The organism is Parviterribacter kavangonensis, from assembly GCF_056863335.1.
This window is the reverse complement of sequence record NZ_JBXPJA010000003.1, coordinates 264,121-277,540: the sequence shown is the minus strand read 5'-3', so window position 1 is coordinate 277,540 and position 13,420 is coordinate 264,121. Positions and strand designations below refer to the sequence as shown.

Below are 13,420 nucleotides of genomic sequence, written 5' to 3'. Positions count from 1 at the left end.
CAGATGCCTGACCGCCACCTCCAGTCCAAGAGCAAGTACACGGCCGACCGGCAGATCCCGGGGGCCTTCGAGGGCGAGACCGTCACCCGCCGCCGCTTCATGGTCGGCACGGTCCACGTCGCCGGAGCCGTCGCGATGTCCGCCATCGCGCTGCCCGCCCTGGGCTTCGCCCTCGGTCCGATCTTCGAAGAGAAGGAAGCGTCCTGGCAGCCCGTGGGCCGCGAGGACGAGTTCGGCGACGACGAGTACATCCCCAAGGTCATCACGGAGACCGAGGGCATCGGCGTCGTCGGCCAGACCACCGTCTACATGCGCAAGCGCAACGCGAAGATCGACACCGAGCCGGCGGACGAGTACAACGAGTACATCGCCATCTCGACCCGGTGCATGCACCTCGGGTGCCCGGTCCGCTACGTCGCGGCCGCCGAGCGCTTCGTGTGCCCGTGTCACGGCGGCGTCTACGACTTCCGCGGCGTCGTCAGCGGCGGGCCGCCGGTCCGGCCGCTGGACCGCTTCTACACGCGCGTGGTCAACGGCCAGGTCGAGCTCGGGCCGCGGTTCTCGGTGAACACCGAGATCCAGCGCTTCTCCCCGCGCCTGCCGGGCGAGGACCTCGACGGCGTGGGCCAGTACCTCTACCCGTCGCGTCCGACGATGCGGAAGCTCCCGAACACCTGAGTCCCATGCCGAAGCTCAAGCTCCCCGCTCCGCCCGTCCCCAACTCGCTCAAGCCGCCGCCGGCCAAGCCCGGCCGGAACGGCAAGACCGGCCCGCTCGACACCGCCAAGGAGGCGGGGATCAGCGCGGTCGACTGGATCGACGAGCGCACCTCGCTGTCCGGCGGCGCGCGCTGGATGATGTTCCGGAAGGTCCCGAAGGGGACCAACTGGTTCTACACCCTGGGCTCGGCGACGATGTTCGCCTTCCTCAACCAGGCGATCACCGGCGTCTTCCTGGCCATGTACTTCCGCCCGTCGGCCAACGAGGCCTACGAGTCGGCGCGCCACATCACGAACGACGTATTCCTCGGCGAGTTCGTGCGCGGCATGCACAAGTGGGGCTCGACGGTCATGGTGATCCTCGTCTTCCTGCACATGGCGAGGACGTTCTTCTTCGGCGCGTACAAGTACCCGCGCGAGCTGAACTGGGTCATCGGCGTCGTCCTGCTGATCCTCACGATGGCGATGTCCTTCACGGGCTACCTGCTCCCGTTCGACCAGCGCTCCTACTGGGCGACGATCGTGGGCGTGAACATCAACGGCACGGGCCCGCTGCTCGGGCCGTACCTCTCCGACTTCCTGCTCGGGGGCGGCGAGTTCAACGCGACGACGCTGTCGCGGTTCTACGCGATCCACATGCTGCTCATCCCGGGGTTGATCGCCGCCCTCATCGGCGCGCACCTCTACCTCGTGGCGAAGCTCGGCACCACGGCGCCGCCGTGGCTGAAGGCCGAGGACGCTCCCGAGCTGCGGACCGAGGAGCGCTAGGTGAACCGCCAGGAGAAGGAGCAGTACCTCCGCGAGTACTCGATCCTGAAGGCGCAGGGGAAGCCGTTCTTCCCCTACGCGGTCGCGAAGGACTCGATCATGGCGGCGATCGTCGTCGGTGTGATCGTCCTCATGTCGCTCATCCTCGGCGCCGAGCTCGGCCCGAAGGCGGATCCGACGACGACCACCTACGTGCCGCGCCCCGAGTGGTACTTCTTCTTCCTCTTCGAGCTGCTGCGCGTCATCAAGCCGTCGACGCTGGTGCCGCTGGCGACCATCGGGATCCCGACGATCGCGATGATCCTGCTGTTCCTGCTGCCGTTCTACGACCGCGGCCCGGAGCGGCGGCCCGAGCGGCGCCCGATCGCCACCATCGCCGGCATCTTCACGATCTGCGCGATGGGCTACCTGACCTACCTCGGCGCGAACGCCGGCTCGCCGACCGCCATCGACATGGAGACCCCCGCGTCGGTGCGGGCCGAGGGCGCGACCGCGACACGGCAGTTCGAGGAGGGCAAGCAGGTCACCGCCCAGTCCGGCTGCCTCGCGTGCCACAAGATCGGCGAGAACGGCAACGACGGCCCCGGGCCGCCGCTGACCGAGATCGGCGAGCGCCTGCCCCGCCAGGCCATCGCGCGCACGCTCGTCAACCCGACGGCGCCGATGCCCTCGTTCAAGGACCTCCCGCCGGAGCAGTTCAACAACCTCGTCGAGTTCCTCGCGCGGTTGAAGGGCTCCTCCATCAGCGAAGGCACCTGACCTCCGCCCGCCCATGACATCGAAGTCGGGCACGCTCGAAGCCGGGCAGGTTCGGGCGATGTTCGACCGCATCGCCGGCGTCTACGACCTCATGAACGGGGTCATGACCGCCGGCCTGCACCACCGCTGGCGCGCCCGGGCCGCCGACCTCGCGCAGGTCGGCCCGGGCGACCGCGTGCTCGACGTCGCGACGGGCACGGGCGACCTGGCGATCGAGCTGGCCTCGCGCGGCTGCGACGTGGTCGGCAGCGACTTCTCCGAGCAGATGCTCGAGCGCGCGCGCGTGAAGGACCCGCGGATCACGTGGGAGTGGGGCGACGCGCTGGACCTGGAGTACGAGGACGGAGCGTTCGCCGCGGCGACCGTCGGGTTCGGGGCGCGGAACTTCTCGGACCTCCCGAAGGGCGTGAGCGAGATGGCTCGCGTCGTGCGGCCGGGCGGGCGCGTGGTGATCCTCGAGATCACGACGCCGACCAAGCCGCCGCTCTCGACGTTCTTCCGCGCGTGGTTCGACACGATCGTCCCCGCCCTGGGCCGCGTCGCCGGCGATCCGCAGGCCTACGAGTACCTCCCCGCCTCGGTGCGGCGCTTCCCGGACGCCGCCGGGCTCGGCAAGGTCCTGCACGACGCCGGCCTGCGCGACGTCGGCTGGGTCCTCACCGCCGGCGGGATCATCGCCATCCACCACGGGACGGTCCCGGGCTCGTGAGCCTGGCCGTCGATCCCGCCGTCGCGCGGATCGTTGAGGCGGCGGGCGACTACGTCCCGCGACTGCTGGCGCGGGTCGAGGAGCGGTTGGCCGAGGTCGCGCGGTCGTACGGCGAGGTGCTGGCCGAGCATGCGGGCTCGACGATCGCCGCGGGCGGCAAGCGGCTGCGGCCGCTGCTGGTCCTGCTGGCGGCCGGCCCCGACGTCGACGAGGAGGCTGCGATCCGCGCCGCCGCCGCGGTCGAGCTCGTCCACTCGGCGACGCTGGTGCACGACGACGTCCTCGACCACGCGACGCTGCGCCGCGGCCGGCCGACGGTCGTCGCGGTGGCGGGCCGGGAGATGGCGACCGCGACGGGCGACCTCCTGTTCTCCCGCGCGTTCGCCCAGCTGGTGCTGAACGAGGACGTCGCCCAGATCAAGGCGCTGTCGCGGGCGTCGTCGGCGCTGGCGCGTGGCGAGCTCGTCCAGCGCGAGGACGCCTGGGACGCCTCGGTGACCGTCGAGCGCTACCTCCTGCGGTGCGAGCTCAAGACGGCGCGGCTGTTCGAGGCCGCGTGCGAGCTCGGCGACCTCCTGCGCGGCTCGGGCGGCCTGGCGGGGTTCGGCCACCGCATCGGGCTCGCGTTCCAGATCCTCGACGACGTGCTCGACGTCAGCGGGCCGGCGGAGCGCACGGGCAAGCACCGCGGCACCGACCTGCTCGACGGCACGGTCACGCTGCCGTTCATCCTCGCGCGCGAGCGCGGGCTCGACGTCGACCCCAGCTCCATCACGACGGCCGAGGCCGCGGAGGAGGTGTGCGACGCGATCGCCGCCACGGGCGCACTGGAGACTTCGCGCGAGAGGGCGCTCGGCCTGGTGGCCGAGGCGAAGGGGATGCTGCCGGACCTGCCGCAGCGACGAGCGCTGGAGCTCGTCGCCGACTCTGTAGTCGCGCGGTACTCGTAGCGGGCTAGACCGCTTCGCTCTTGGTTTCGGCCTTCGGTCCTCGCAAGCTCGGACCTTCGGACGACGTTAGGGCTAGAAGTCTTCCGGCAGGACGTGATCGTTGCTGAGCGCGTCGACGAAGCGCTCGATCTCGTCCTCCATGTTGGCGGTCATGAGCCGCTTGAGGTCGCGCACGAGCGCCTCGGTGCCGCGGTCGAGCTCCTCGTCGAAGCGCTCCACCGTCTCCTGCTCGAAGGTCCCGGTGCCGGCCCACTCGCAGTTGGGGCAGCGCAGGTGGACCTCCCAGTGCGTCGGGCCCGCCTCGGACCACTCGACCGGGTAGACGAGCTCCGAGTCGCAGGACCCGCACACGTGCAGGTCGTGGTCGACGTCGGTGACCACCGGCTTGGAGGCCGGCGTGGTGGGGGCGTCGAGGTCCTCGAAGTAGACGACCTCGATGGTCTTCCCCGAAGGGAGGACGACGCGGCGGACGTGGTGATGTTGCTCCGGGTGCTGGCTCATGACTGGCCTCTCGCATCCAGTCATCGGCCAAGTGCGTAGGGAACTTGACAACGAAGTTCACGCACGTTGCGCAACGTGCGGATGGACCGCACCGCTACGCTTGGCGAGACCCTCTCGGAGGAGCATCCATGGGCCCCATCGGCATCCCGGAACTCATCATCATCCTCGTGATCCTGCTGGTCATCTTCGGCCCCAAGCGGCTGCCCGGAGCCGGGCGTGCCCTGGGCACCGGGATGCGGGAGTTCAAGGACTCGCTGACCGGCGGCAAGGGCGACCGGGACGACGACGACGAGGACGAGCAGCCCAAGGCGCTCGAGCCCGCGCCCGTCTCGGCTCCGACCGCCGCCCCGGCCACCTCCGACGAGCGTCACGAGGCGCCGGTCTCCTCCGAGCCGCGCGCGTAGGCGCGCCGCCCCGGCGCGTAGGACCCCCCGATGGCGACGCTGGTGCGCCACCCGGTCTCCCACGAGGACCGGCTGAGCCTCACCGAGCACCTCGATGAGCTGCGCTCGCGCATCATCATCTGCGTCGTCACGCTCGTGGCCGCGTTCGGGTTCACGTTCTGGCAGAACGACGCGATCCTCGAGATCGTCAACCGGCCGCTCGAGCAGTCGCAGAACCTCGAGGGCAAGAAGGGGTCGAACGACCCGCTCGAGCAGAACGCGACGTTCCAGATCCGCACGGCGGCGAAGTTCCGCGCCGATGCCGCCTTCTACGAGAGCCAGGTGCGACTGAACCGCCGGCTGGCGGCGGCCGCCTCGAACCCGGCCACCCGGGCTGCTTACGCGGATCTCGCGACGAAGGCAGAGGCGTCCCGGAGGGCATCGCTGGCCGCGGCAGCAGCCGAGCCGACGAACAAGGAACGCCAGCCGGTGACCCTGGGCGTGGCCGAGCCCTTCACCGCCACGACGACGGTCGCGTTCTACGCGGCGCTGCTGCTCACGCTCCCGGTGCTCCTCTGGCAGCTCTACGCCTTCGTGCTGCCCGCGTTCGCGCCGGGGGAGCGGAAGATCGCGTTCCCGCTGATGGCGCTGGTGCCGGGGCTGTTCGCCGCGGGGGTGGTCTTCGGCTACTTCGTCGTCCTGCCGAGAGCCGTCGACTTCCTCCAGAACTTCAACGACGACAACTTCGACATCCTGCTCCAGGCCCGCGACTACTACAAGTTCGCGGTCGTCTTCATAGCCGGCATCGGTCTGCTCTTCGAGATCCCGATAGCCGTGCTGGCCATCACGCGGCTGGGGATCCTGACGCCGCGCCAGCTGCAGAAGAACTGGGGCTACGTGCTCCTTGCGCTGTCGATCGTCGCGGCGGTCGCGACGCCGACGCCGGACCCGGTGACGATGTCGCTGGCGCTGGTACCGCTCTTCCTGCTGTTCGAGCTGAGTATCCTGCTCGCAGCGTGGCTGAACAGGATCAGCCCGCCGGGTTCGCTGTGGGGTGAGGAGATCGACGACCCCGACGAGTACGAGCTCGCTGACCACGACGAGGACTGACCTCCCGCAACCATGCTGTTCGACCTTCGCGGCCGAGGCCGCCGCCGTACCGTCCAGGTGATCTACCTGGGCCTCGCGCTCCTGATGGGCGGAGGCCTGGTGCTCTTCGGCGTGGGCGGCAACGTCGACGGCGGCCTGCTCGACGCCTTCCGCGACGGCGGCACCAGCGCCAACGACCAGATCGAGAAGCGCGTCGAGGACGCCGAGAAGGCCGTCGCTGCCAACCCGCGCGACGCCGCCCTCTACGCACGGCTCGCCGAGGCCGAGTACCAGCTCGCCGGCGTGTCCAAGGGCTTCGACCAGAACACCGGCACGTTCAACGGCGACGCGAAGAACCAGCTCGTCAAGGCCGAGCAGGCGTGGGACAAGCACCTCGCGATCGCCGGCGACGCCAAGGCCAACGCGAACACCGCGGCGATCATGCGCAACGTCTTCTCGCAGGGCGGGCTGAACAAGCCCGACAAGGCGGTCCGCGCCCAAGAGGTCGTCATCGAGGCCAACAAGAACCCGGGCTTCGGCGACTACGCCCAGCTCGCGGTCCTGGCCTACTCCGCCAACCAGACCCGCAAGGGCGATCTCGCCTCCAAGAAGGCGCTCGAGCTCGCCCCGAAGGACCAGAAGGCATCGCTCAAGGCGTCGATCGAGCAGGCCAAGACCCAGGCCATCCAGCAGCAGGCCCAGGGCACCGTCACGCCCAACACCGGCTGACGTTCGCACCCGGTCTCGCGGCGGATGCCCGTCGCTACACTCTCCAACTCGCCAGCCCCTGTAGCTCAACTGGCAGAGCAGCGGACTCTTAATCCGAAGGTTGAAGGTTCGATTCCTTCCGGGGGCACTCCCCTGACGCCCGGTTCTGCCGGGCGTTCGTCGTTCCGGACCGTGAGCGACTGACGCCGCCGGACGCGGCGCGTGCCATGCTCATCGGGCCATGCGTCGCTCTCTGCCGCTGCTCGTCTTCGCGGTCGCCACGACCGCCTGGGCGCTGCTCGAGCTCGCCACCGGTGCCGATGCGGGGTTCCTCTACCTGGCTCCGGCGTTGCTCATGGTGCTGCCGCTGCTCTGGGGGCGGTACGTCGGGGAGGAGCGGCTCGCTGCTCTCGCCGGGCGCCGAGATGCACCTGCGACGCTCAGGCCGCAGGCGTCCGTTCCACTGCCGCGTGCGCATGCGCGGGTCCTCTTCCGGGGCGGCCGGCTCGTCGGCTCCTCGCTGGCCAAGCGCCCGCCTCCCGCGGTCGCGCCGTCCCTCGCCTAGCAAGCGGATCCGCGTTCGGTGAGGCCGGGCGGGTCCGTGTGACCCGTGCCAGCCTCCGTACGAAGGAGCCGTTCCATGAGCCGTACCCAGCGCCTCGTTCTGCTCGGGGCCGCAGTCGTCGTCATCGTCGTCGCAGCCGCCGTCGCCCTCGGATCGGGCGGGAGCGACGAGAAGTCGTCGGGGCCCGTGACGATCGACGTCAAGGACGCGAAGCCCGTCGGCGGGGTGAAGGACATCACGTACAAGAAGGGCGACGAGATCGACCTGACGATCAACAGCGACACCGCCGACGAGGTCCACTTCCACGGCTACGACGTGCACCGGGACGTCGCCGACGGCGGGACCGCGCACTTCAAGATGAAGGCGACGATCGACGGGAAGTTCGTCGTCGAGCTCGAGGAGCACAAGCAGACGCTCGCCGAGGTGTCGGTCGAGCCGTGACGCTCGTCTGGCGACTGCGCGCGTCCGTTCTGCTCCTGGCGGGCGCCATCGGCGTGCACCAAGCGCGGTTCGTGTTCGCGACCGCCGAGCACGAGCACGAGCTTGCGGCCGTCCACACGTACCTGCGGTGGCTCACGCCCGTCGCCGGCGTCCTCCTGTTCCTTGCCACCACTCATCTCGTGACGCGGCTTCGCAGGAACGACGAGGGAGCGGCGCGGCTGCCGAGCGGCCGGACGCTCTTCGTCGCTTCCGCGCTGACGCTGCTCGGCGTCTACGGCTTCCAGGAGGCGGCGGAGGCGTTCGTCGTCCACGGCCATCCGCCGGGCGTCGCCGACGTCGTCGGGAACGGCGGGTGGACGGCGATCCCGTTCGGCCTCGCGGCGGCCGCGGTGATCGCGCTGCTGCTGCGCGGAGCGGCGGAGGTCGTGCGATGGGCGCTCGCTCGGCAGCGGAACGAAGAGCGGCGCGAGGCGGAGGTGCGCGTCCCGGTTCGTGACGTCGTTCGTGTCCCGCGCACGAGCGTTCTTGCACGGCGTCTGGCAGGACGCGGGCCGCCCCGTGCGTCCGGACGGAGGACCCATCGCTCGCAGCGCAGCCGGCGCACCCGCGAAGGGCGGGTGACGCCCGCGATCGCGCACGCCTTCCCGAACTCAACGCAAGGACACACGACAACCCATGCACCGTTCCATCCGAGCCGCGACGCTCGCAGCGCTCCTGACCATGGCGGTCCCGGCGGTCGCCGGCGCTCACGTCACCCTGCAGCCGGACGAGGCGCCCGCGGGCGGCTTCGCTCGCCTGGATGTGCGCGTCCCGAACGAGCGCGACGACGCCTCGACGAAGAAGGTCGAGGTCAAGCTGCCCGACGGGTTCATCTTCGTCTCGTACGAGCCCGTCGCCGGCTGGACGACGAAGGTGAAGATGGCGAAGCTCCCCGAGCCGGTCGAGGCCTTCGGCGAGCAGCACACCGAGCAGGTCGACACCGTCACCTTCACCACGAAGGGCAAGGGCATCGGGCCGGGCCAGTTCCAGGACTTCGGCCTCTCGGTCGGCCTCCCGGACAAGCCGGACGCGACGCTGACGTTCAAGGCGATCCAGACGTACTCGAGCGGCGAGGTCGTCCGCTGGATCGGCGCGCCCGACGCCGACCAGCCGGCGCCGCAGGTCAAGCTCACCGCGGCGAGCGGAGACGGTGGTCACGCGGCCGCGAACGCGGACCAGGCCTCCGCGGCGGCGCCGGCGGACGAGGGCAGTGACGATGGCGGGAGCGACACGCTCGCGATCGTCGCGCTCATCGTCGGCGCCGGCGGGCTGCTCGCCGGGGTCGCCGGCTTGACCGCGGCACGGCGGGCACGGGCGGCCACGGCCACCGCGTGATCGCGAAGGTCGCGGTCGCCGCGTGCGTCGCGGTCGTCGTCGCCGGCGCGCTCCCCGCGAGCGCGCCGGCGCACGCCGTGCTGCAGCACACGACGCCGCATCAGAACAGCGCGGTCGACACCGCGCCGAAGTCGGTGCAGCTCGACTTCAACGAGCCCGTCGAGGTGAGCTTCGGCGCGCTGCGCGTGTACGACACGGACGGGCGGCGCGTGGACACGGGGAAGGTCGGCTACGCGCCGGGCGGGCAGACGAGCGTGACCGTTGGCCTGCGCGGTGGACTCGGCAAGGGCGTGTACACGACGACCTATCGCGTCGTGTCGGCCGACGGGCACCCGGTCTCGGGCGGGTTCGCGTTCGGGGTGGGCGAGCAGGTGAGCGCCCAGCGCGGGACGCCGCAGGTCGCCGACCTGCTCGCGCGCTCCTCGGCCGGGCCCGCGGTCGAGGGCACGTACGGCGTCGTGCGCGGGCTGCACTACGCGGCGCTGCTGCTGCTCGTCGGCGCCGTGTTCTTCCGGCTGCTGATCGGCTCGGGGCGCTGGCCGAGTCGTCTGCTGATCGGCGCGGCCGCAGTGGGCCTGCTCACCTCTCTCGCCGGCATCGCGCTGCAGGGTGCCCTCGGTGCGGGCGTCTCGCTCGGCGATGCGCTCGACGGAGCGGTGCTCGATGGCTCGCTCGACACCCGCACCGGTCACGCGTGGTTCCTGCGGAGCTTCCTGTGGGCGCTCGCGCTCGTCTTCCTGCTGCTCTACCGCGACTTCCGCAGCCGGCGGGAGGCGGTCGCTCTGGCGGTGCCCGCGGCGCTGCTCGTCGGCACGCTGCCGTACGCGGGGCACGCCGACACGCAGTCGCCGAAGGCGGTCCTGATCCCCGCCGACGTGGTGCACGTCCTCGCGGGAGGCGCATGGCTCGGCGGCCTCGTCCTGCTGCTCGTGTGCTTCTGGCCGCGCGACCGCGCAACGGTCGCTGCCGTCACGGCGACGCGGCGGTTCTCCGCGCTGGCGCTGCCGGCGATCGCCGCGCTCGTCGTCGCCGGCAGCGTGCAGGCGTGGTTCTACCTCGGCTCCGTTGGCGCGTTCTTCGACGGCACGTACGGCTGGGCGCTTCTCGCGAAGATCGCGCTCCTGGTCGTGATCGCGGCGATCGGCGCGGCGAACCGCCGGCGTCTCGCGCGCGACGGCCAGCCGGCGCTCCGCAACGCGATGCGCGTCGAGGTGCTCTGCGGCGTGCTCGTGCTCGCGGCGACCGCGACGCTCGTGCGGGCGGCGCCGCCGGCGACGGTCAACGAAGGCCCCGTGGTCCGCGAGCTCGACCTCGGCCCGATGCGCCTCCAGCTCGACATCGAGCCCGCCACCGTCGGGCCGAACGACCTCCACCTCTACCTCTTCGACCGCCGCACCGGCGCGCAGGTCGACCGGGTCGAGGAGCTGACCGTGCGGCTCGTCGAGGCGGACAAGGGCATCGGTCCGATCACGCTGCGCATCCCGCGCAAGGGACCGGCGCACTACGAGCTGCGCAACGCGACGCTCGGCGTCGCGGGCGAGTGGCAGGCGACGATCACGGCGCGCGTGTCGGAGTTCGACGAGTTCGCGGCCAAGACGACGTTCCGCGTGCGGCGATGAGCGCGACCGGCAGGTAGGTGGCGGCGAACACGACGAAGAGCGCCGCGTGCGGCAGCGCGCCGGTCGCCGCTCCGTACGTCGCGTAGGCGGCGATGCTCGCGACCTCGGTCAGCAGGCCCGCGAGCGAGGTCACCGTCGCGCGGGCCGGCCCGCTGATCGCGTGCTGCAGATCCGTCTCGACGGCGATCGCGCTCGCCTGGAACGCGCAGAACGCGAAGCCGATGAGCGCGAAGCCCCGGGGCAGCGGAGCGAGCGCGCCGGCCGCCAGCGCGAGCGCGCCGGCGGCGAGGAGCACGCCGCGCCTACGCGGTGATCGGCGGGTGACGACACCGCCGAGGAGGCCGCCCGCTGCGACGCCCGCGTAGACGAGCAGCAGGAGGAGCGGGATCTCCTCGTCCGTCGCACCGTGCTCGGAGGCGAGCAGCGGGGCGTACTCGTCGAGCGCTCCCCACACGACCCAGACGGCCGGGACCAGGAAGACGGCGAAGCGGAGACGAGCGTCGCGGCGGACGAGCGATGCGCCGATGGCCGCGGTGCGGAGGATGCCCGGCTCGTCGGCCGCCGACTCGACGGGAGCGCGGTGCTCGGGAAGTGCGGCGCCGGCGAGCGCCGCGCAGAGGCACGCGGCGATGCTGGCCAGACCGACGGCGTCGAACCCTCCGGCCGCGAGCGCCGGCGACGCGAGGCCGATGGCCACCGCGGACGCGACCGTGCCGAGCGCGCTGGCGCGGCCGGCGACGGTGGCGTACCGCGACGCCTCGCCGCGCCGGTCGAGCTCCTCGTAGACGAGCGCCTCGAACGCACCCGACTGCAGCGCGCCCTGCAGCCCCCACAGCACGAACCCGGCCGCGAACGCCGGGTACGACGGCGCGAACGTCCACAGCGCGAACCCGATGGCGCCGAGGCACGGCGCGATCGCCAGCAGCGAACGCCGCGAGACCGTGTCGGCCCACGCGCCGGACGGCAGCTCGGCGACGAGGCCGGTGAGCGACCAGACGACGAACAGCGACGAGATCTCCGCCGCGGACAGGCCGGCGTCCGCGAAGAGCACCGCGTAGAGGGGGTACAGCAGGATGAAGTCGCCCAGGAACCCGTAGGCGTAGACCGGGACGACGAGGCGGGCGCGGGATCAACGCGGAGGAGGCATCCACCCGCATGGTGCCGGGCGTTGACACGTCTGTCCACCCCGCTTGTGGGAACGCGCCAGAGGAGTAGCTTTCCGTGGCACTTCTGCCACGGAGGAGGGAGACCTTGAGAGCACGGATCGCCTTGCTGGCCACGACCGCAGCGTTCGCGGCGTTGCTCGCCACGCCGCCGGCGCACGCCGATGGCCTCTGCCCGGACATCCCGGTTCCGCCGACAGCCGCGTTCACCTTCACGCCGGATCTCCCCGAAGCCGGCCAAGTCGTCGCGTTCGACGGCTCGTCGTCGCTGCCCGGCTCGCTGCTGACGCAATTCGACGCCGGCCTCGGCCTCGGGTTCCCCCTCTGCACGCCCGGCGCGCCGCTGCCGCAGCTCATCACCGGCTGGCGGTGGGACTTCGGCGACGGCACCCCGCCGGTGACCGAGGCCGATCCGCTCATCGAGCACACGTACGCCGCGGCGGGCGGCTACACGGCGAAGCTCGAGGTGCTCACGGCGCTCCTCCCCGCATCGGTGACGAAGCCGATCACGGTCAAGGAGAAGCCCGCTGACCCGCCGCCGACCACCACGACGACGACCACACCTCCGCCGACCACCACGACGACCCCGCCGACGACGACGACGACCGTCAAGCCGACCACCACCACCACGACGACGGGCTCGACGAAGAAGAAGCTGAAGAGCAACGCGTACTACTGCCGCGCCGCGAGCAGGAAGCGCATCAAGGGCCAGAAGCAGACGCCGTACAGCCGCTGCGTCTCGGCGCTCAAGAAGCTCCGCGCGAAGCGCGTCAAGACGGCGAAGCGCGCGTGCAAGGGCACGTCGAAGAAGCGCGTGCCGGGCAAGAAGCGCACGCCGTACGCTCAGTGCGTGGTCTCGGCCAACGCTCTGCTGCGCGACATGAAGGGCTGACCTCGCAGCGGGAGGAGCTCGAGCACCGGCTGGCCGCGGCGGGCTTCGTCGCGGCCGCCGAGGAGGCCGGCGAGCTCCTCGCCGCCGCGGCGGGCGACGACGCGCGCCTGAACGCGATGCTCGACCGGCGCCTGACCGGCGAGCCGCTCGCGTGGATCACCGGCACGACGACGTTCTGCGGCCTGGCGGTCCTGGTGCACCCGGGCGTGTACGTCCCGCGCTGGATGACCGAGCTGCTCGCCGAGCGCGCGGCGCAGCGGCTGCCCGCGGACGGCGCCGCCGTCGACCTCTGCACCGGCAGCGGCGCGGTCGCGAAGGTGCTGCAGGCCCGCCGGCCTCGCGCACGGGTCGTCGCGACCGACCTCGACGAGGCGTCCGTCCGGTGCGCGCGGGCGAACGGCGTCGACGCGCGGCAGGGCGACCTGCTCGAGCCGGTGCTGGACGAGCGCTTCGACGTCGTGACGGGCGTCGTGCCGTACGTGCCGACGACCGAGCTCCGGCTGCTGCAGCGCGACACGCTCGCGTTCGAGTCCCCGTGCTCCTACGACGGCGGCGACGACGGCATGGACCTGCTGCGCCGCGCCGCCGCGCAAGCAGCCACCGTGCTGAAGCCCGCCGGCGCGCTGCTGCTCGAGCTCGGCGGCCGCCAGGCGGAGCTCCTGCAAGCCGAGCTCGAGGAAGCCTTCGACACCGTCAGGGTGCTCACGGACGAGGACGGCGACGTCCGCGGCATCGAAGCCACCCGCCGCCCCTGACACGTCGTCGAGCCGTCCACGGCGG

Annotated in this window: 15 protein-coding genes, 1 tRNA gene and 1 pseudogene; 15 read left to right on the top strand and 2 right to left on the bottom strand. The window is 71.6% G+C overall.

All coding sequences use genetic code 11. From position 1 onward, the window contains the following. The first annotated feature begins 3 nt into the window (after positions 1 to 3). From AC1UE4_RS21180 to AC1UE4_RS21160, 5 genes are read left to right on the top strand one after another with little or no spacing between them, the layout of a single operon-like run. Positions 4 to 678 carry a Rieske (2Fe-2S) protein gene (locus tag AC1UE4_RS21180; protein WP_482919317.1) on the top strand — a complete coding sequence of 225 codons (675 nt, stop codon included), beginning with the start codon at positions 4 to 6 and terminating at the stop codon, positions 676 to 678. 5 nt (positions 679 to 683) lie between these two features. Beyond that, complete coding sequence (locus tag AC1UE4_RS21175) at positions 684 to 1,487, top strand: cytochrome b (RefSeq protein WP_482919316.1); 804 nt, start codon at positions 684 to 686, stop codon at positions 1,485 to 1,487. After that, complete coding sequence (locus tag AC1UE4_RS21170) at positions 1,488 to 2,246, top strand: c-type cytochrome (protein ID WP_482919315.1); 759 nt, start codon at positions 1,488 to 1,490, stop codon at positions 2,244 to 2,246. It begins immediately after the preceding gene. 13 nt (positions 2,247 to 2,259) lie between these two features. Then, positions 2,260 to 2,955, top strand: a complete 696-nt coding sequence (locus AC1UE4_RS21165) for a ubiquinone/menaquinone biosynthesis methyltransferase (protein WP_482919314.1) — start codon at positions 2,260 to 2,262, stop codon at positions 2,953 to 2,955. Beyond that, the gene (locus tag AC1UE4_RS21160) at positions 2,952 to 3,905 is read left to right on the top strand and encodes a polyprenyl synthetase family protein (protein ID WP_482919313.1); all 954 of its coding nucleotides are present in this window, start codon (positions 2,952 to 2,954) and stop codon (positions 3,903 to 3,905) included. Before AC1UE4_RS21165 ends, AC1UE4_RS21160 begins: the two co-directional genes overlap by 4 nt. A gap of 72 nt (positions 3,906 to 3,977) precedes the next feature. Here AC1UE4_RS21160 and AC1UE4_RS21155 read toward each other — a convergent pair whose 3' ends face one another. Continuing rightward, complete coding sequence (locus AC1UE4_RS21155) at positions 3,978 to 4,406, bottom strand: hypothetical protein (RefSeq protein WP_482919312.1); 429 nt, start codon at positions 4,404 to 4,406, stop codon at positions 3,978 to 3,980. Between the two features lie 128 nt (positions 4,407 to 4,534). Between AC1UE4_RS21155 and AC1UE4_RS21150 the strand changes: the two genes are divergently transcribed. From AC1UE4_RS21150 to AC1UE4_RS21115, 8 genes are all read left to right on the top strand, one after another. Then, entirely contained in the window at positions 4,535 to 4,810 is a 276-nt protein-coding gene (locus AC1UE4_RS21150) for a Sec-independent protein translocase subunit TatA/TatB (RefSeq protein WP_482919311.1), read from the top strand. Between the two features lie 30 nt (positions 4,811 to 4,840). Further along, a complete protein-coding gene (gene tatC / locus AC1UE4_RS21145; RefSeq protein ID WP_482919310.1) occupies positions 4,841 to 5,899 on the top strand; it encodes a twin-arginine translocase subunit TatC in 1,059 nt (352 codons plus the stop codon). 12 nt (positions 5,900 to 5,911) lie between these two features. Beyond that, the gene (locus AC1UE4_RS21140) at positions 5,912 to 6,607 is read left to right on the top strand and encodes a hypothetical protein (protein WP_482919309.1); all 696 of its coding nucleotides are present in this window, start codon (positions 5,912 to 5,914) and stop codon (positions 6,605 to 6,607) included. A gap of 54 nt (positions 6,608 to 6,661) precedes the next feature. Next, positions 6,662 to 6,734, top strand: a tRNA-Lys gene (locus tag AC1UE4_RS21135). A gap of 93 nt (positions 6,735 to 6,827) precedes the next feature. Then, positions 6,828 to 7,151, top strand: coding sequence for a hypothetical protein (locus AC1UE4_RS21130; RefSeq protein ID WP_482919308.1), 324 nt, complete (start codon positions 6,828 to 6,830; stop codon positions 7,149 to 7,151). A gap of 75 nt (positions 7,152 to 7,226) precedes the next feature. After that, the gene (locus AC1UE4_RS21125; RefSeq protein WP_482919307.1) at positions 7,227 to 7,592 is read left to right on the top strand and encodes a hypothetical protein; all 366 of its coding nucleotides are present in this window, start codon (positions 7,227 to 7,229) and stop codon (positions 7,590 to 7,592) included. A gap of 675 nt (positions 7,593 to 8,267) precedes the next feature. After that, a complete protein-coding gene (locus AC1UE4_RS21120) occupies positions 8,268 to 8,966 on the top strand; it encodes a YcnI family copper-binding membrane protein (protein WP_482919306.1) in 699 nt (232 codons plus the stop codon). After that, the gene (locus AC1UE4_RS21115; RefSeq protein ID WP_482919305.1) at positions 8,963 to 10,585 is read left to right on the top strand and encodes a copper resistance CopC/CopD family protein; all 1,623 of its coding nucleotides are present in this window, start codon (positions 8,963 to 8,965) and stop codon (positions 10,583 to 10,585) included. The genes AC1UE4_RS21120 and AC1UE4_RS21115 overlap by 4 nt, the downstream gene beginning before the upstream one ends. Here AC1UE4_RS21115 and AC1UE4_RS21110 read toward each other — a convergent pair. Further along, positions 10,521 to 11,678, bottom strand: a pseudogene (locus AC1UE4_RS21110) (MFS transporter); the annotation flags it as partial. The gene AC1UE4_RS21115 and the pseudogene AC1UE4_RS21110 overlap by 65 nt on opposite strands. A gap of 158 nt (positions 11,679 to 11,836) precedes the next feature. On the opposite strand from AC1UE4_RS21110, the gene AC1UE4_RS21105 reads away from it, so the two are divergent. After that, entirely contained in the window at positions 11,837 to 12,640 is an 804-nt protein-coding gene (locus tag AC1UE4_RS21105) for a PKD domain-containing protein (RefSeq protein WP_482919304.1), read from the top strand. Beyond that, positions 12,595 to 13,395: a N5-glutamine methyltransferase family protein gene (locus AC1UE4_RS21100; protein WP_482919303.1), complete on the top strand. Its 801-nt coding sequence runs from the start codon at positions 12,595 to 12,597 to the stop codon at positions 13,393 to 13,395. The genes AC1UE4_RS21105 and AC1UE4_RS21100 overlap by 46 nt, the downstream gene beginning before the upstream one ends. The last annotated feature ends 25 nt before the right edge of the window (positions 13,396 to 13,420 follow it).